The sequence below is a fragment of the Nonomuraea sp. JJY05 genome, assembly GCF_043496855.1.
Taxonomy (GTDB): domain Bacteria; phylum Actinomycetota; class Actinomycetes; order Streptosporangiales; family Streptosporangiaceae; genus Nonomuraea.
The window spans coordinates 1-17,237 of record NZ_JBIEIS010000094.1; the positions used below are offsets into that span (position 1 = coordinate 1).

General features: G+C 72.6%; 13 protein-coding genes. 6 read left to right on the forward strand and 7 right to left on the reverse strand.

Annotated elements, in window-relative coordinates; all coding sequences use genetic code 11:
- Window positions 1–131 precede the first annotated feature (131 nt).
- Together ACFKCF_RS60825 and ACFKCF_RS60830 are read right to left on the reverse strand one after the other, a co-directional pair.
- Window positions 132–668 carry a GNAT family N-acetyltransferase gene (locus ACFKCF_RS60825; protein ID WP_394506532.1) on the reverse strand — a complete coding sequence of 179 codons (537 nt, stop codon included), beginning with the start codon at window positions 666–668 and terminating at the stop codon, window positions 132–134.
- A gap of 51 nt (window positions 669–719) precedes the next feature.
- Complete coding sequence (locus ACFKCF_RS60830; RefSeq protein ID WP_394506534.1) at window positions 720–1,577, reverse strand: protein-L-isoaspartate O-methyltransferase; 858 nt, start codon at window positions 1,575–1,577, stop codon at window positions 720–722.
- A gap of 304 nt (window positions 1,578–1,881) precedes the next feature.
- Here ACFKCF_RS60830 and ACFKCF_RS60835 point away from each other — a divergent pair, with 304 nt between their 5' ends.
- From ACFKCF_RS60835 to ACFKCF_RS60845, 3 genes are read left to right on the forward strand one after another with little or no spacing between them, the layout of a single operon-like run.
- Entirely contained in the window at window positions 1,882–2,658 is a 777-nt protein-coding gene (locus tag ACFKCF_RS60835) for an FHA domain-containing protein (RefSeq protein ID WP_394506536.1), read from the forward strand.
- A gap of 38 nt (window positions 2,659–2,696) precedes the next feature.
- Window positions 2,697–3,488, forward strand: a complete 792-nt coding sequence (locus tag ACFKCF_RS60840) for an arginase family protein (RefSeq protein WP_394506538.1) — start codon at window positions 2,697–2,699, stop codon at window positions 3,486–3,488.
- A 37-nt stretch (window positions 3,489–3,525) separates the two neighbouring features.
- Window positions 3,526–3,858 carry a YciI family protein gene (locus ACFKCF_RS60845; RefSeq protein ID WP_394506540.1) on the forward strand — a complete coding sequence of 111 codons (333 nt, stop codon included), beginning with the start codon at window positions 3,526–3,528 and terminating at the stop codon, window positions 3,856–3,858.
- 333 nt (window positions 3,859–4,191) lie between these two features.
- On the opposite strand, the gene ACFKCF_RS60850 is transcribed toward ACFKCF_RS60845, so the two are convergent.
- A complete protein-coding gene (locus ACFKCF_RS60850) occupies window positions 4,192–6,888 on the reverse strand; it encodes an AAA family ATPase (protein WP_394506542.1) in 2,697 nt (898 codons plus the stop codon).
- A 62-nt stretch (window positions 6,889–6,950) separates the two neighbouring features.
- On the opposite strand from ACFKCF_RS60850, the gene ACFKCF_RS60855 reads away from it, so the two are divergent.
- Window positions 6,951–7,679 carry an ABC transporter ATP-binding protein gene (locus tag ACFKCF_RS60855; RefSeq protein WP_394506544.1) on the forward strand — a complete coding sequence of 243 codons (729 nt, stop codon included), beginning with the start codon at window positions 6,951–6,953 and terminating at the stop codon, window positions 7,677–7,679.
- Entirely contained in the window at window positions 7,673–10,240 is a 2,568-nt protein-coding gene (locus tag ACFKCF_RS60860; protein ID WP_394506546.1) for an FtsX-like permease family protein, read from the forward strand. The genes ACFKCF_RS60855 and ACFKCF_RS60860 overlap by 7 nt, the downstream gene beginning before the upstream one ends.
- A 196-nt stretch (window positions 10,241–10,436) precedes the next feature.
- On the opposite strand, the gene ppdK is transcribed toward ACFKCF_RS60860, so the two are convergent.
- Entirely contained in the window at window positions 10,437–13,070 is a 2,634-nt protein-coding gene (gene ppdK / locus ACFKCF_RS60865) for a pyruvate, phosphate dikinase (RefSeq protein WP_394506548.1), read from the reverse strand.
- 228 nt (window positions 13,071–13,298) lie between these two features.
- On the opposite strand from ppdK, the gene ACFKCF_RS60870 reads away from it, so the two are divergent.
- Window positions 13,299–14,723, forward strand: a complete 1,425-nt coding sequence (locus ACFKCF_RS60870; RefSeq protein ID WP_394506550.1) for a cytochrome bc complex cytochrome b subunit — start codon at window positions 13,299–13,301, stop codon at window positions 14,721–14,723.
- On the opposite strand, the gene ACFKCF_RS60875 is transcribed toward ACFKCF_RS60870, so the two are convergent.
- The 3 genes from ACFKCF_RS60875 to ACFKCF_RS60885 form a co-directional block, all read right to left on the reverse strand.
- Window positions 14,720–15,886 (reverse strand): ATP-binding protein, encoded by a 1,167-nt coding sequence (locus ACFKCF_RS60875; protein ID WP_394506552.1) that lies wholly within the window; start codon window positions 15,884–15,886, stop codon window positions 14,720–14,722. The two genes, ACFKCF_RS60870 and ACFKCF_RS60875, sit on opposite strands and share 4 nt — an antisense overlap.
- Entirely contained in the window at window positions 15,883–16,548 is a 666-nt protein-coding gene (locus tag ACFKCF_RS60880) for a response regulator transcription factor (protein ID WP_394506554.1), read from the reverse strand. The genes ACFKCF_RS60875 and ACFKCF_RS60880 overlap by 4 nt, the downstream gene beginning before the upstream one ends.
- 10 nt (window positions 16,549–16,558) lie before the next feature.
- A partial coding sequence (locus ACFKCF_RS60885; protein ID WP_394506556.1) for a S1C family serine protease occupies window positions 16,559–17,237 on the reverse strand: 679 nt, incomplete at its 5' end.

The window sequence follows — 17,237 nt, forward strand, 5'->3', positions numbered from 1 at the left end:
CCCCCCCCCCCCCCCCCCCCCCCCCCCCCCCCCCCCCCCCCCCCCCCCCCCCCCCCCCCCCCCCCCCCCCCCCCCCCCCCCCCCCCCCCCCCCCCCCCCCCCCCCCCCCCCCCCCCCCCCCCCGCCGCGGGTCAGCGGGGCTCGTCGTCCCAGTCGGGGGGCGTCACCGTGCCGGAGAGCCAGTCGCGGCGGATGATCGCGTAGCCGACGGCGTCGTGGACCGTGCCGTCCAGGCCCGGCCACGACTCCCGGTAGTGCGACTCCTTGGCGTATCCGCTCCTGCGGAAGACCGCTCGCATCGCGTGGTTGTCCTGGCGGGTCGTGCCCTCGATCCGGGTGATATGCGGGAGCTCGGCGAAGAGGTATCCGGTCAGCCAGGCGACCGCCGCGGTGCCGAGGCCCCGGCCCCGCCATTCCCGCCCTATCCGCAGGTCGAACAGGGGGGTGTCGTCGGCGAGGTCCTGCAGCCGGACCAGGCCCGCGCGCTCCCCGTCGGCGAGCACCCAGAACGTCCTGGACTCCTCGTCGTCGTAGAGGCCGTCCGCGGCGCGCTTGCGCACGGCCTCCGGGTCCTGGACGCCCGCGTGGAAGGGCCATTCCTGCCCGGTGAGGAAGCCGACGAGCGCTTCGACGTCGTCCGGGGAGTATCGCTTGAACTCGATCAGCACCCCCGCATCCTTCTGACGGACTCCGCGCGGGGTCAACCGAATTTCAGCCGGTCAACCGATCACTCGCTCGGGGCTGTCCAGCCAGATCCGCTGCCCGTCAGACGTGACCGTCACGCCGAACCGCTCCCGCCCCGGCTCGCCCCAGGCCGCCCACGTCCGGCGGGCGTCACGCGCCTCGGGGAGGACGTCTTCGGCCAGGACGGCGCCCGGCGGGGTGTCGCGCCGCGTCCACGTCATGGTCGTGAGCGGGGCGAACCGGCCGCCGGCCGTGCCGTCCGGCCCGACCACGAGCCGCAGGGCGTGCCCGTCGCCGTACGGCGTGACCACCACCCCGCCGGGCCTGGTCTGCGCGATCCAGGCGTACGGGACGGTGCGCACCGCGTACGTCGCGTGCACCCCGTCGTACGGCGCCCGTTCGGCCCAGCCCGCCGTGCCGTCGCCCACGACCAGGTGCGGGAGGGCGCCGGCGGCGGCCAGGTTCTTGGCGGCCTGCTCGGCCACGGCGGCGTCGGACTCGACGGAGGTCACGCTCCCCGACTGCCCGACCAGCCGGCACAGCAGGGCGGCGGTCCACCCCGTACGCGTGCCCACCTCCAGCACCCTCTGGCCCGGCACCGGCCCGAGCAGCTCCAGCAGGTCGGCGACCGCGCTGGGCGCGGGACACGAGCACCCGTCGGCGGCGGCGATGGGACGCCCGGCGTAAACGGCGTCCCACCAGGCCGGCGGGTCGGCGTCCCGGTCGATCCGCGCGCCGTGCCCGTCGCGTTCGAGCGACTCGCCCACCGGGGGCACGAACCAGTGGCGCGGGACCGCCCGCAGCGCCTGCTCGATCGGGCGGGTGAGGGCCGGGCGGTGGTCGGTGATCGCCGCGATCATCGCGTCGAGCCGCCACGCGATGTGCGTGAACATCACACCTCCCCGGTCGCGAAAGGATGCCCGCATTCGTGCCTCCTCACAGCTCCACCTCCATTCTCGGGAAACGCTATCCGTGACGGTACGACTACGATCCGGATGCGGCAAGAGCTTTCCGGGAAGTGGGCGCGCTGACACGCGGGGCTCGCGCCGAGTGAAGGAATGTCGTCAAAAAGCGCTGCGTATCTCCCCGATCACCCAGTAACTTCGGAACCATCGCGTAGCGGGGGAACCGGGGAGGGTCCCGGAGAGGTTGGGGCACCATACGGCTGCGTCCCACAAGCGCCAAGGAGGCGAACAGATGAGCGCTCCCCACAGCCTCGCCCACGGCGTGGACCCGGCCGTCCCGGGCACCCTGCACGCCCGCACCGTCATGGGCGGCATCATGGTCGCGCCGCGTCCGGGCCGCCACGTCCGGTTCGGGCGGGACCAGCGCCCGAACGTCGATCTGCGGGTGGGCGCGGACGACCAGTCGGTGAGCCGCCTGCACGCCGAGGTGACGTACGAGGACAGCCGGTGGTGGCTCCGCAACCTGGGCCGGCAGCTCGTCCGCCTGCCGCGCGGCCAGCTGATGCACAGCTCCACCGACCCCGTCCCGCTGGCGGCGGGCTACACCCCCCTGTTCATCAGGGGCTCCGGCTACCGCCAGCACCTCGTGGAGCTCTACGTCACGGGCTCCTGCGGCGACACCCAGACCGACCTCCACGCGGCCGCCACCAACCCGCCGAAGATCTGGGGTCTCAGCGAGACGGAACGGCTGCTCCTGGTGGTGCTCGGCGAGCGCTATCTGCTGTACGAGGAGGCGCCGCGCCCGTTGACGTACAACCAGGCCGAGGCCCGGCTGGCCTACCTGCGGCCCGGGGAGAAGTGGCGGGCGGGCATCATCGAGGACCGGATCGAGGCCGTCCGGCACCGCCTCCACTCCGCCGGCTTCCCGTACCCGCTGCGCCACGACCGGTCGGAGGGCCGCCCGTACGACAACAACCTCCTGCACAACCTCCTCAGAGGCCTGGTGGAGTCGACCACCCTCGTCCCCCCGGACCTGGACCTCCTGGAGACCGACCCTTCCCATGAATGATCTAGCGCTTCGATCCTGACGCCCCTTATCGTCGCCGCATGACGACTGTCCTCTGTGTACCGCAATGGCAAGGCTCGGCGTCCGGCAGCGCGCCGCGGCTGACGGCCGGCGCCCATCGCGCCGCCGCGCTCGTTCCGGCCGACGCGGTGGTGACCGTGCCGGTGCTGGAGACCGGCGGGGACAGGGCCGCCGGCGTTCGCGCGTACGACGTGCTCGTGGAGAACCAGCGGCGGACGCGCGAGGCGCTGGCCGGCGTCGACGACCGGGTGGTCACCGTCGGCGGCGACTGCGCGGTCGACATTCCGCCGATCGCCGCCGCCCACGCCCGCTACGGGGACGCTCTGACAGTGCTGTGGATCGATGCGCACCCGGACGTCTACAGCCCGCAGACCCTGCCGTCGGGCGCCTTCCACGGGATGGTGGTGCGCGCGCTGCTCGGGGACGGCCCGGCCGGCCTCACGCCGGAACGGCCGCTGCGGCCGCACCAGGTGATCATCGCCGGAGAGCGGGCGGGCGACGTGTCCGAGCACGAGTACCTCGCAAAGACCGGCCTGCGCAGGTACGGCGTCGACGACCTGGAGCGCGCGCTCGACGATCTGCGCGGCCCCGTGTACGTACACGTCGACCTCGACGTCCTGGAACCCACCGCCTTCGGCTCGACCTGCTACCCGGAGCCGAACGGCGTGCGTCCGCAGCGGCTGATCGACCTCGTCTCCCAGGTGGACGGCATCATCGGGGCGGCCATCACCGAACACGCGCCGTCCGGCGACGACGCCGACCCCGCCGAGGCCGAGGTGATCCGCCGGCTGGGCACCGCACTGACGCGCTGACGGTTCCCGGCCGAGCCGCTCGAATAGGATCGGTCGGGTGAAGTACTTGCTGCTGATATGCGGAGACAGCAAGGCCTACGAGGAGATGCTGGCCGACCCCGAGTTCCTGGCCGACTGCAAGGCCTGGGGCGCGGCCAGGGGCGACAAGCTGATCCTGAGCGGTGGACTGGAGCCTCCGGCGGACGCCACGACGGTCCGGGTGCGCGACGGCGAGGTGCTCCTGACCGACGGCCCCTTCGTCGAGTCCAAAGAGGTCGTGGCCGGGTTCAGCCTGATCGAGTGCGCCTCCCGCGAGGAGGCCGTCGAGGCCGCCCGTACGCATCCCGTGGCCCGCCACGGCACGATCGAGCTGCGGGCCGTGCACCCTTGACCGTCCAGGCGACGATCGAGGACCTGTTCCGGGAGGAATGGGGTCAGATCATCGCGACGCTCATCCGGATGACCGGCGACTGGGGGCTCCGGCCGCCGCACGGGCCGTCTCGGACGTGCTGCCGCACTGCCGGCACGTGGTCCTCGAAGGCCAGAACCACAACGTCTCATGGGACGCCCTGCTCCCGCATCTCATGTCCTTCCTCGGCCAGGAGTCGTCCGGTCGATCATGATCTGCCCGACGAGCTCTCCCGGTTCCTGGACGCGACCTCCGGCGAGTCCGACGAGGTCGCCGCCCTCAAGCAGGGCGAGGACCTCGCCCCTCCAGGGCCGCTCACGCCAGGTCGAGCCCGGCGAGCTGGGCCCGGCTGGTCACGTTGAGCTTGGGAAAGGCCCGGTACAGGTGGTAGCTGACGGTCTTGGGGCTGAGGAAGAGCTGCGCGCCGATCTCCTTGTTGGTACGGCCGGCCGCGGCCAGGCGAACGATCTGCAGCTCCTGCGGGGAGAGCGCCGACAGCGCGTCGGCCCCGGCGGCGACGAGACCGGTGTCGCCGGCGGCACGCAGTTCGTTGGCGGCGCGCTCCGCCCAAGGCCGCGCGCCCAGGCGCTGGAAGGTCTCGAGCGCGGCGCGCAGCTGGGCGCGGGCCGCACTCTTGTGCCGGTCCCTGCGCAGGCGCTCGCCGTAGACCAGGGCGGTGCGCGCCGACTCCCAGGGGTGGCCGCCGCCGGCGTGCAGCCGTACGGCGGTGCGGAAATGGTCGTGCGCGCGTTCCCCGTCGGGTTCGAGCAGGGCCCGGCAACGGTGCAGTACGGCCTGCGCCCAGGTCTGGCCGGACGCCTCCGCCCAGGCCTCGTAGCGGCGCAGCGGCCGGTCGGCGGTCAGGCCGAGCCGGGCCGCGGCCTCGATCTGGTCGGGGGCGAAGTGAACGGTCTGGAACTGGTGGCGTGCCGGACCGGCCATGGCCGTCTCCAGCCGGTCCAGAGCCTCGGCGTGGCGGCCCCGGCCCATATCGAGCAGGGCCTGCGCCCACTGGGCCCAGGCCAGAGCGTTGACGATGCCGTTGGCGCCGTGGTGCTCGTGCGCGGCGGCGGACAGCTCGGCGCACCGGTCCGCGTCGCCCCGGGCGGCGGCGATCCAGGCGAGCATGCCCCGCATGCAACCGGCCCGGCTCGGCCGGCCGGTCTCGGCGGTCAGGTGCAGGCCCTCGCTCGCGGTGGCCGTCGCGTCCGTGAACCTGCCGAGGAAGATCTCGCTGGTGGCGAGCGTGATGTGGAGAACGGCCAGCTTACCGATTTCGCCGTTGGCGCGGCATTCGTCGGCGGCGGCGCGGGCGATCTCCCACGCGGCCTGGAAGTCACCGGTCTGGAGGGCGAAATAGGAGGCGTTGATCCGGCGTGAGTTCATTTCCGGGGTGATCCGGCTGCCCTTGGACACCAGCTCGCGCATGATCGGCAGAGCGGCGGCGGGGCCTTCGGTCAGCAGCAGCGCCGTTCCCAGGGCGGCCTGTCCGGCGAGGTCGAGGTCGTCCTCCGGGCGCAGGTCCAGCGCGCGCAGCCGGTCGGCGGCCTCGACGAGCCGGCCGGCGTCGCCGAACCGGTTGGCGTTGCGGGCCGCCTCGACCAGCATCAGGCCCGCGGCGGCGCGGTCGTCGCCGGCCACGTCCGCGGCGCCCTTGAGCAGCAGGTCGTGGGCCAGGTGCGGGGCGCCCTGGTCGAGGGCGATCCTGGCCCGCAGCTTGGGGAGCGTGGTGCGGGCCGACGTGGCGGGCACGAGCGCGGTGGCGGCCTCGACGAGCCGCTGGGCCCGCTGCGATTGGCCCGCCTCGGTGGCGTGCACGGCCGCCGAGAGCAGCCGCCGCCCCTTGAGCTCCTCGTCCTGGCTCAGCTCGGCCGCCCGCTCGAACGCGGTGCAGGCGCTGACGCTCGCGCCGCGGTCCCCGGCCCGGCGGGCCATATCCTCCAGCGCTCGCGCGGCGGTCTCGTCGGGGCCCGTCGCGGCGGCGGCCAGATGCCAGGCCCGCCGGTCGGGCCGATCGGCCAGCAGATCGGCCAGGGCCCGGTGCACCGCCAGGCGCAGGTCGTACGTGCTGAGCTGGAAGACCGCCGCGCGCATGAGCGGATGGGCGAAGCGCACCTGCCGGCCGGCGATCGTGACCAGCTCGGCGCGTTCGGCCGCGCCCAGGGCGGCGGGTTCGATGCCGAGCGCGGCACAGGCTTTCGTGATCATGTTCAGGTCGCCGTCGTCCGCCAGCGCGGTGACCAGGAGCGCGGTGCGGGCGGCCTGGGGCAGGCGGCCGACGCGGGCGGCGTAGGCCAGCCGCAGGCGTTCCGGCAGCGGCAGCGGGCTGTGGTCGTAGAACGGCAGGTCGGCGGTGCTCGGCAGTTCGAGCAGGGCGAGCGGGTTTCCCGCGCTCTCCTTGAGGATCTTCAGGCGGGTCGAGCCGGTGAGGCCGGGCGCGGCATCGGCCAGCACCTGCGCGGCGCTGCGGTCGTCAAGGCCGCTGAGCCGCCGTCCGGGCAGGCTCCCGGGGTCGAAGCCGTCGCGCGCGCCGAACAGCATCACGACGCCCTCCGCGTGCAGCCGGTGCGCGGCGAAGCGCAACACGCCCGCCGAAGCCTGATCCAGCCAGTGCGCGTCGTCGACCAGGCACAGCAGCGGCCGGTCCTCGGCCAGCTCCGCCAACAGCGACAGCACGGCCACGCCGACGTGGAACCGGTCGTCGGCCCGCGCGGGCGCCAGGCCCAGGGCGCCCGCCAGCGCCGCCGCCTGCGGCTCTGGCAGCGACTCAAGCCGGTCGAGCGCGCCGCGCAGGAGCAGGTGGAGCGAGGCATACGGGATGTCGGCCTCGGTCTCGACGCCCAGGCCGCGCAGCACCCGCATGTCCTGGGCGCGTTCCCCGGCGTAGGTCAGGAGGGCGGTCTTGCCGATCCCCGGCTCGCCCCCGAGCACCAGCACGCCGGAGCGCCCGGCGCGAGCCTGGTCGAGCAGCACGTCAATGGCCTGCTGTTCAGACTCCCGCCCCCGAAGCATGGGACGAATCCTAGTCATTCATCCGGTACCGCCCAGGTCTTGGCCTTCATAGCGTCGCCGTCATGAATTCCACGCAAGCGGTCGACCTCAGCTCGGTCACCAAACACTACGCACACGGCGTCACGGCGCTCGACGACGTGTCGATCGGCTTCGCCGCCGGCACGTTCACCGCCGTGATGGGACCGTCGGGGTCGGGCAAGTCGACGTTGCTGCAGTGCGCCGCGGGGCTCGACCGGCCGAGCTCGGGGCGGGTGACGGTGGACGGCCGGGACCTGGCGACGCTCAGCGACAAGAAGCTGACGCTGCTGCGGCGTGACCGGATCGGGTTCGTCTTCCAGTCCTTCAACCTGCTGCCGTCGCTCACCGCCGCCCAGAACGTCGCCCTCCCGCTGCGCCTGGCCGGCCGCCGCCCCGACTCGCAGCAGGTGCGCCAGAGCCTGAGCGCGGTGGGCCTGGCCGGGCGCGTCGACCACCGGCCCGCCGAGATGTCCGGTGGCCAGCAGCAGCGCGTCGCCATCGCCCGCGCCCTGGTCACCCGGCCGGCGGTGCTGTTCGCCGACGAGCCCACCGGCGCCCTGGACGCCAACACCAGCCGCGAGGTGCTCCGGCTGCTGCGCGAACTCGTCGACCGGCAGGCACAGACCATCATCATGGTCACCCACGACCCGGTGGCCGCCGCCCACGCCGACCGCGTGGTGTTCCTGGCCGACGGCCGGGTCTACGGGGAGCTCCATGACCCGAGCGCCGAGCAGGTCGCGACCCGGATGCTGCAGCTGGAGGCGTCGTGCTGAGGATCGCCTGGTCCACGCTGCGCGTCCGGTGGTCGTCCTTCGCCGGCACGTTCGTCGCCCTGGCGTTCGGCGCGGCCCTCATGGCCGCGCTCGGCCAGGTGCTGGCCTCCGGCATCTCCTCGCCCGACCGGGCGCCGCAGCGGTACGCCGCCGCACCCGTCGTGGTCGTGCCCGACGAGCGGCTCACCGTGCGGAGCCCGTTCGGCGAGAGCGGCGCGCCGCTGGCCGAGCCGCGCGGGCTGGATCCCGAGCTGGCCGGGCGCGTCCCCGGGTCCGTAGTGGATCGGATCTTCGCGGCGCAGCTCGCCGGTGGGCCACCCGCCGTGGGCCGTCCCTGGCCAGCCGCCCGTACGGCGCCGCAGCGGCTGTCGTCGGGGCGGGCGCCCGCCGCGGACGACGAGATCGTCGTCACCGCCGGTGCCCAGGTGGGCCGGCGGGTGCAGGTGGTGACGGCGGCGGGGACCCGGCCGTACCGGGTGGTGGGGATCGCCTCGGCGGGGCCGCAGCCGACCGTGTTCTTCACCGATGGGCGGGCTGCCCTGCTGTCACCGCGGATCGACGCGCTGGCCGTGTGGCGCCCCGCCGCCGAGGTCCGCGCCGCCCTGAGCCAGTCGCCCACGGCCCAGCCCACCCGCACCCAGGCCACCCCGGGCCAGGCCACTCCAGATCAGCCCACCCCGGGCCAGGCCACCCCGGGTCAGGCCATCGCGTCCGGGGCGGCATCGCGGAAGGGTGGGATGCCCGCGATCTCGACCGAGGTCAAGGTGCTGACCGGCCAGGAGCGGGCGCTGCTCGACCCCTCCCGCAAGAGCGACGAGCAGGCCCGCAACAACGCCAACACGATCGCCGGCATCGCCGCGGGTTTCGCCGGGTTCATCGCCGTGTTCGTGGTCTCCTCCACCTTCGCCTTCGCGGTCGGGCAGCGGCAGCGCGAGTTCGCCCTGCTCCGCACCGTCGGCGCGACCACCGGTCAGGTCAGGCGCATGGTGCACGGCGAGGCGCTCCTGGTCGCGATCGCCGCCTCCGCGCTCGGCGCGCTGACCGGCCCCCTCGCCACCCGGCCGATCCTGGACCTGTTGAGCTCGCTCGGCATGGCGCCCGCCTGGCTGGTGCCCTCCACTTCCGCGGTGCCTTCGTACGTGGCCTTCGGCACGGGAGTGCTGGTCGCCGTGCTCGGCGTGGTCGTGGCCGCCTGGCGGGCGGGCCGGGTGCGGCCTGCGGAGGCGCTGCGCCAGGCGGCGGTGGAAGCGCGGGCCATGACGCCCGGACGCTGGATCGCCGGCGGCGGCCTGCTCGCCACCGCCGTCATCAGCATGGCCGTCAACGCCGTCAGCGACCCGTCGGGCGCGACCAACAACAAGACCTTCATGCCCATCGTCATGCTGCTCATCGCCGCCGCCGGACTGCTCGCCCCAGTCTTCGTCCGCCCGGTCGCGAACCTGCTCGCCACCCCGCTCGGACGGCTGCGCGGCGCGGGCGCTCTCGTGGTCCCCGCCGGCGCCGTCGCCTCGACGAGGCGTACCGCCGCCACGGCCGCACCCGTCCTGATGACCGTCGCGCTGGCCGCCACCCTGCTCGGCGCCGCGGCGATGACCGACGCCACCAAGGCCGCGATGCGGATCGACCCCGTACGCGCCGACTACCTGGTGCTGCCGTCCGGCACGGCCGGGCTTGACCGGCAACTCACCGAACGCCTGCGCGCCGTCCCCGGCGCCGACGTCACCACCGTGACCCGGACCAGCCTCTACACGCTCGAAGGCGAGGGGACCCAGCTCATCCAGCGGCCCGCCGAGGCCGTGAACCCGGCCACGCTCACGACCGCGCTGTCCGTGCCCGTGACCGCCGGATCGCTCGCGGAGCTGCGCGACGACACGATCGCGGTCTCTCCCACCTGGGAGATGAGCCTGGGCCAGCGGGTACGGCTGTGGCGGGCCGACGGCAGCCAGCTGTCCCTGACGGTCGTCGCGCTGCTCGGCGCAGACTCCACGGCGGACGCGTACGTCACCCCGGCGCACGCTCTGTCCGCCCTGCCCTCGCTCGCCTACGTGAGGCTGCGCCCCGGCGCCTCCGCCGCCAAGGCCGAGAAGGCGCTGGAGCGGACCGTCGAGGGGCACAACGCCCGTTCCATGACCAAGGCCGCCTGGGCCGGCACCGTCACCGGCCGCGCCGCCTCCGCCAGCCGTCTCGGCCTGCTGGCCGTGCTCGGCATCATGCTGAGCTACACCGTGATCGCGCAGGTCAACACCCTGCTCATGGCGGCCCCGGACCGGGCGGGCGAGCACGGAGCGCTGCGCCTGCTCGGCGCCACCAAGGCGCAGGTCCTGCGATACGTCGTGGCCGAGGCACTGCTGGTCGTGGCGGTCGGCGTGCTCCTCGCCGCCCTCGCCACCGCGCTCGGGCTGCTCGGACTGTACGCCGCGCTGCTGCAGCTGACCGGCCCCGTGGCGATCGACGTGCCCTGGCAACCGGTCGTCGGGGTGATCGCCCTCTGTTCGGTGCTCGCGGTGCTGGCGGCCGTGCTGCCCGCAAGCCGTGTCCGGGCAGTGGCGATCACCAGGTGAATCCGCTGTCGGCAGGGCGCCCATCAGCCGAGGCCGCGACCCCCCCACCACGGTGCCTTGAACATTGGCTGCATGGCCTACGACACTCCTGTGGAACGTGGTCCGCGGCCGGGGGAGCGCGAGGGGGCCGGTAGGCCACCTCGCCCGGGGCTCGGGGCGAAGCCGCGAGCCCCGGCAGCACGGGCGGGCCCCCGGGTTAGCGGGTGTCGGAGTCGGAGTCGGTCAGGGCGGCGCGGCCTGCTTCCAGGCGGGCTACCGGGATGCGGAAGGGGGAGCAGGAGACGTAGTCGAGGCCCACGTCGTGGCAGAAGTGGACGGAGTCGGGGTCGCCGCCGTGTTCGCCGCAGATGCCGAGGTGGAGGTCGGGGCGGGTCGAGCGGCCCTCCTCGACCGCGATCTTGATCAGGCGTCCGACGCCCTCCCGGTCCAGCGTCTCGAACGGGGAGACGCCGAAGATGCCCAGGTCGAGGTAGCGCGAGAAGAACGCCGATTCCACGTCGTCGCGCGAGAAGCCCCAGGCCATCTGGGTCAGGTCGTTGGTGCCGAAGGAGAAGAACTCCGCCGCCTCCGCGATCTGGGCCGCGGTCAGGGCCGCCCTGGGGACCTCGATCATGGTGCCGATCAGGGCCTCCACGCCGGTCTGCGCGAGGATCTTCGCCGCCTCCTCGCGTACCGACTCCAGCTCCTGTACGGCCGCCACCAGCGGGATCATGATCTCCGGCCGCGCGCCCGGCACGTCCTTGGCCGCCTGGGCGATGGCCCTGACCTGCATGGCGAACAGGCCCGGGATCACCAGCCCGAGGCGGACGCCGCGGAGGCCGAGCATCGGGTTCTGCTCGTGGAGGCGCTTCACCGCCGCCAGGAGCTTGCGGTCCTTGTCGGTGGCCTCGTCGGTGGCGACCTTGACCGACAAGTCCACGATGTCGGGAAGGAACTCGTGGAGCGGCGGGTCGATCAACCGAATTGTCACGGGATTTCCGTCCATGGCCCGAAATATCTCGGTGAAGTCGGCCTTCTGGAGCGGCTCCAGCGCGTCCAGGGCCGCCTGGCGGTCCTCGTCCGTCGACGCCAGCACCAGATCCTCCACGAGCTGCCTGCGCTCGCCCAGGAACATGTGCTCCGTCCGGCACAGCCCGATCCCCTGCCCCCCGAACCGGCGGGCCCGCGCCGCGTCCTCCGGGGTGTCCGCGTTCGCCCGGACGCCCAGCCGCCGGACCGAGTCCGCGTGGCTCATGATCCGGTCCACGGCCTTGACCAGCTCGTCCTCCGGCTCGGCGCCCTCGAAGTACTCGACCACGGCCGAGTCCACGACCGGCACCTCGCCCAGGTAGATCTCCCCGGACGTCCCGTCGATCGAGATGACGTCGCCCTCCGACACCACCACCCCGCCGGGCGCGGTGAAGCGACCTTCGCTCGTCGAGACCTCCAGCTCCTCGGCCCCGCACACGCACGTCTTCCCCATGCCCCTGGCCACCACGGCGGCGTGCGAGGTCTTGCCGCCCCGGCTGGTCAGGATGCCCTTGGCGGCGATCATGCCGGCCAGGTCGTCGGGGTTGGTCTCGCGGCGGACGAGGATGACGTCCTCGCCCTGCTCCGACAGCTCCACGGCCCGCGCGGAGGTGAAGACGGCCTTGCCCACGGCCGCGCCGGGCGAGGCGTTCATGCCCTTGGCGATCCTCTTCTTGTCCGCGCCGCCGTCGAAGCGGGGGAACATGAGCTGCGCCAGCTGGTCGCCGGTGACGCGGGTGACGGCCTCGTCGATCGTGATCAGGCCCTGGTCCACGAGCTGGGTGGCGATGCAGAACGCGGCCGCCGCCGTGCGCTTGCCGACCCGCGTCTGCAGCATCCACAGCTTGCCGCGCTCGATCGTGAACTCGATGTCGCACAGGTCCCGGTAGTGGTTCTCGAGGGTCTCCATGATCCCGAGCAGCTCGTCGTACGAGCGCTTGTCGATGCGCTCGAGCTCCTCCAGCGGGATCGTGTTGCGGATGCCGGCCACCACGTCCTCGCCCTGGGCGTTCTGCAGGTAGTCGCCGTAGATGCCCTGCCTGCCGGTGCCCGGGTCGCGGGTGAAGGCGACGCCGGTGCCGGAGTCGTTGCCGACGTTGCCGAAGACCATGGCCACGATGTTCACGGCGGTGCCGAGGTCGGCGGGGATACGCTCCTGGCGGCGGTAGAGGATGGCCCGGGGAGCGTTCCAGGAGTCGAAGACCGCCATGACGGCCAGGCGCATCTGCTCGCGCGGGTCGGTGGGGAAGTCCTTGCCGGTCTGCTCGTGGACGATGCCCTTGAACGTCTCCACGAGCCCCTGCAGCTCGCCCGCGTCGAGGTCGGTGTCCTGGCGCTTGCCCTTCAGCGCGTCGAGCGCGTGCTCGAACAGGTCGCCGTCGATCCCGAGCACCGTCTTGCCGAACATCTGGATGAGCCGGCGGTAGGAGTCCCACGCGAAGCGGTCGTTGCCGCCGGCCTGCTTGGCCAGGCCGTGCACCGACTCGTCGTTGAGCCCGATGTTGAGAACGGTCTCCATCATGCCCGGCATGGAGAACTTCGCCCCGGAGCGCACGCTCACCAGCAGCGGGTCGTCGGCCTGCCCGAGCCGCCTGCCCATCTGCCTCTCGAGCGCGTCCAGGTGCTCGGCGACCTCCTGCTCGAGGCCGTCCGGTACGACGCCCGCCGCCAGGTAGTGACGGCAGGCGTCGGTGGTGATCGTGAATCCAGGGGGAACGGGGAGCCCGAGGTTGGTCATTTCGGCAAGGTTCGCTCCCTTGCCGCCAAGAAGATCCTTGAGATTCCTGTTGCCCTCGGTGAAGTCGTAAACGTACTTGGCCACCACACGCTCCAATCAACGCCTCTGCCCGGACTCTACCGGCGAAATTGATGACGAAACTGCACTCCTCGGATAAGTCATCGTTTGTGCTGGTCAAAGCCCCACCAAAGGTCTAATCCAATTATAGTTCTAGAGGCGAGAAATTGGATTAGACCAATTGGTTTAAACCAATTCTTGAGAAAGGTGCCGTATGGGTGCAGAATCGGATCACACCCCCACCAGGAGGCCCTCATGGCCACTCCTACCAAGCCCAAGCGGCGCGCCCGTATCGTCGCCGGATCCGCAAAAGCGGCCGTCGACTCGGCGATCTACCTCGATGATCGCCTGCCCTTCGCCCGCTGGCTCCGCCCCCAGCTGCGCAAGCTGTTCCCGAGCCACTGGTCGTTCCTGCTGGGCGAGCTGGCTCTCTACTCGTTCGCGCTGCTGGTGCTGACCGGCACGTTCCTCACGCTGTTCTACAAGCCCAATCCCGACGTGGCCTTCGCCTCCGCGGCGGAGATCAGCCTGGACGTGCGGGGCGGGCTGCTGATGCGGCAGCTCCACCACTGGTCGGCGACGGTGTTCGTGCTGGCGATCGTGGCCCACCTGTGCCGCGTCTTCTTCACCGGCGCCTTCCGGCGGCCGCGCGAGCTGACGTGGATGCTCGGGGTGGTGCTGTTCGGGCTGGTCCTGTTCGAGTCGTTCCTGGGCGTCTCGCTGCCCGGCGACCAGCTCGCGATGGCCGGGCTGCGGCAGGCGCAGGGGCTGCTGCTGTCGATCCCGCTGGTGGGCACGTACCTGTCGGCGTTCGCCTTCGACGGCGGGTTCCCCGGGCAGGTCCTTCCGCGCATCTTCGTCACCCACGTGCTGCTGGTGCCGGGGATCCTGATGGCGGTGGTCCCGCTGCACGCGCTGGTCCTGACCTGGCGGCAGAAGCACACCGAGCGAAGGAGCTCGCGACGAGAGAGCGAGGAACGAGCCGACGACGAGCGAAGCGGTCGCGACCATGAACACGAGCGCAAGGCCACGGCAGACGCGCAAGGCCGGGTCACCGGCGGGCCGTTCTTTCCCTACTTCGCGGTCAAGAACGGTGCGACGGCGCTGTTCACGATGGGGGCCATCGCGGCGCTGGCCACGTTCGTCCGGGTCAACCCGGTGTGGGAGCACGGCGCGTACAGCGCGGGCGGCCACGTCCCGTCGGCGCAGCCGTTCTGGTACTCCGGGGTGCTGGACGGCGCGCAGCGGCTCGTCCCGCCGTGGGAGATCGCAGTCGGCGGGTACGTCCTGCAGCCCGGGCTCTGGATCCCGCCGCTGATCCTGACGGTCTTCTTCGGGATCCTGCTGCTCTACCCGTTCCTCGAGCGGCGCTTCACCGGCGACGGGGACAACCACCACCTGCTCGACCGGCCCTCACAGGCGCCGGTGCGCACGGCGCTGGGCATCGCGGTCATCGCGTTCTTCACCGTCTTGTGGGCGGGCACATGGGTCTCGGAGGCGACGCCGCCGATGCACTCCGCGCCAGGGTTCCCGCAACCGCCCGCGGCCCCGCACGCGCTGCTCACGGTGCCGCACGACACCTACACGATGATCGTGATCGGGCTGCGGGTGGCCGTGTTCGTGGTGCCGGTGGCGGCGTTCCTGATCGCCCGGGCGGTCTGCCGCAGGCGAGCCGGCTAGAGAGGGTTGTGATCGGGCGGCGCGCCGGGCACGCCGTCCCTCGGCGGCAGCCAGAGCACGAACGTGGCCCCCTCCCCCAGCCGCGAGAACACCGCCACCCGCCCTCCGTGCGACTCCACGATCTGGCGGACGATGGCCAGGCCGAGGCCCGTGTGGCGGTCGCGGCGGCTGGACTCGCCGCGCCAGAACCGGTCGAACACCCGCGCCTGGTCGGCCGCCTCGATCCCGGGGCCGTCGTCGCGGACCGCCACCCACAGCCAGCCCTCCGACCTGCCGGCCGCGACCCGGATCGTCCCGGCGGGCGGTGAGAGGCGCACGGCGTTGGAGAGCAGGTTGGCCACGGCGCGGCGCAGCGCGTCGGCGTCGCCGGTCGCCTCCAGGCCCGACCCCAGCTCCCGGGTGATCGTCAGGTCGCGGGCGGCGGCCGGGGTCGCGTACTCCTCGCACGCCTCGCCCACCACCCTGGCCAGGTCGAGGTCGGCGTCGGCGAACGCGCCGCCCTGCCTCCTGGCGCTGGCCAGCAGGTCCTCGACGAGCCTGGTCATGCGGGTCGTCGCGCGGTCCACGATGGCCACGGCCCTGGCCCGCTCCTCGTCGCTGGCCTCGGGGACGGCGAGCACGGCGTCCACGTTCGCCCGGATGATCGTCAGCGGGCTGCGCAGCTCGTGGGAGGCGTCGTCGATGAGCTGGCGCTGCGCCCTGAACGCCTCCTCCAGCCGGTCCAGCATGGTGTCGATGGTGTCGGCCAGGTCCTTGAGCTCGTCGCGCGGCCCGTTCAGCTTGATGCGCCGCTTGAGGTCGGTGGCCTGGATCTCCTCCGTCGTACGCGTGATCGACCTGACCGGCCGCAGCACCCGGCCCGCCAGCACCCAGCCGATGCCCAGGCTGGCGACGTAGAGGCCGGCCAGCGTGATCAGCGAGTAGTCGCGCAGCGTGGCCATCGTCCTGACGTTGACCGCGTTCTCGACCTCCTCGAGGAAGACCACCTCGCGCTTGCCGAGGTAGGTGGTGCCGCGGTAGGTCTTGGCGAAGTCCGTCGCGATCGGGCGCTGGTCGGTGGTCTCGGACACGGCGAAGTAGATGCCGCCCAGCACGAGCGCGGCCAGCACGAAGAGCAGGCCCGAGTAGAGGACCGTGAGCCGGAAGCGGATGGTGTGGATCACGCCGGTTCCCTGAGCCGGTAGCCCCTGCTGATCACGGTCTCGATCAGGCCCTCCTCCTGCAGCTTGCGGCGCAGGTTGCCGACCGTGACGCGCACGGTGCTGGTGAACGGGTCGGCGTGCTCGTCCCAGACGTGCTCCAGCAGTTCCTCGGAGGAGACCACGTGTCCGGGGCGGCGCATGAGGTAGTGCAGCACCCCGTACTCCTTGGGGGTGAGCGCCAGCGACCTGCCGTGCAGCGACACCTCCAGCCTGGCGGTGTCGATCCGCAGCCCGCCCACCTCCAGCACCGACGTGCCGGCGCCGGAGTCCCTGCGCAGCAGCGCCCGCACCCGCGCCAGCAGCTCGGGGAAGGCGAACGGCTTGACCAGGTAGTCGTCGGCCCCCTCGTCGAGCCCGCGCACCCGGTCGTCCAGCCGGTCGCGGGCGGTCACCATGATGATCCGCATGCCCTGTCCAGCCGCGCGCACGCTGCGGCACAGCTGGAAGCCGTCCCCGCCGGGCAGGTTGAGGTCGAGCAGGACCAGATCGTACGAGTTGACCTGCAACTTCTCATGCGCGGAAGGCGCGTCGTAGGCGACGTCCACCGCGTATCCCGCACGGACGAGGCCGACGCGCAACGCGTCGACCAGGTCCTCCTCGTCTTCCACCACAAGCAGTCGCATGCCCCGCACCCTAGTTTCGGATGATTCGTTCCGCGATCGGCGCCGCCCGGTCGATGGGGATGGCGAACCCGATGCCGATGTTGCCGCCGCCCCGCCCCGACGCGATCGCCGTGTTCACCCCCACGACCTCGCCCCGGGCGTTGACCAGCGGGCCGCCCGAGTTGCCGGGGTTGATGGACGCGTCCGTCTGCACGGCCGTACGCCGTGCCGAGCCCAACCGCACCTCCCGGTCCAGAGCGCTCACGATGCCCGCGGTGACCGTGCCCGACAGGCCCAGCGGGGAGCCGATCGCGAGCACCTGGTCGCCGACGGCCAGGTCGCCGGACCTGCCGAGGGTGGCGGGCGTGAGCTCGCGAGGGTAGTCCACCTCCAGCACGGCCAGGTCCTCGTCGTCGTCCTCGCCGATCACGCGGGCGTTGATCCGGCGGCCGTCGTTCAGCACGACGGTCGCCCGGTCGCTGCCCCTGATCACGTGCGCGTTGGTGACGATGTGGCCGCGGCCGTCCACCACGAACCCGGAACCGCCCCCGCTGCCCGTCTCCACCGAGACCACGCTGGGCAGCACCCGCGCCGCCGTCGCGCTCAGCCCGGTGAGACCGGCCGACGGCGCGGGCGCCGCCCTGGGGAGGGCGGCGGCGGGGGCCGGCCCGGACCCTTCGGAGAGCCGCGCCCCCGCCATGCCCCCCGCC

What these genes read in the sequence shown, in the direction of transcription:
- ACFKCF_RS60830 (WP_394506534.1), bottom strand. Translation starts at nt 1,577, where the DNA reads ATGTTCACGCACATCGCGTGGCGGCTCGACGCGATGATCGCGGCGATC.
- ACFKCF_RS60835 (WP_394506536.1), top strand. Translation starts at nt 1,882, where the DNA reads ATGAGCGCTCCCCACAGCCTCGCCCACGGCGTGGACCCGGCCGTCCCG.
- ACFKCF_RS60840 (WP_394506538.1), top strand. Translation starts at nt 2,697, where the DNA reads ATGACGACTGTCCTCTGTGTACCGCAATGGCAAGGCTCGGCGTCCGGC.
- ACFKCF_RS60850 (WP_394506542.1), bottom strand. Translation starts at nt 6,888, where the DNA reads ATGCTTCGGGGGCGGGAGTCTGAACAGCAGGCCATTGACGTGCTGCTC.
- ACFKCF_RS60855 (WP_394506544.1), top strand. Translation starts at nt 6,951, where the DNA reads ATGAATTCCACGCAAGCGGTCGACCTCAGCTCGGTCACCAAACACTAC.
- ACFKCF_RS60870 (WP_394506550.1), top strand. Translation starts at nt 13,299, where the DNA reads ATGGCCACTCCTACCAAGCCCAAGCGGCGCGCCCGTATCGTCGCCGGA.
- ACFKCF_RS60880 (WP_394506554.1), bottom strand. Translation starts at nt 16,548, where the DNA reads ATGCGACTGCTTGTGGTGGAAGACGAGGAGGACCTGGTCGACGCGTTG.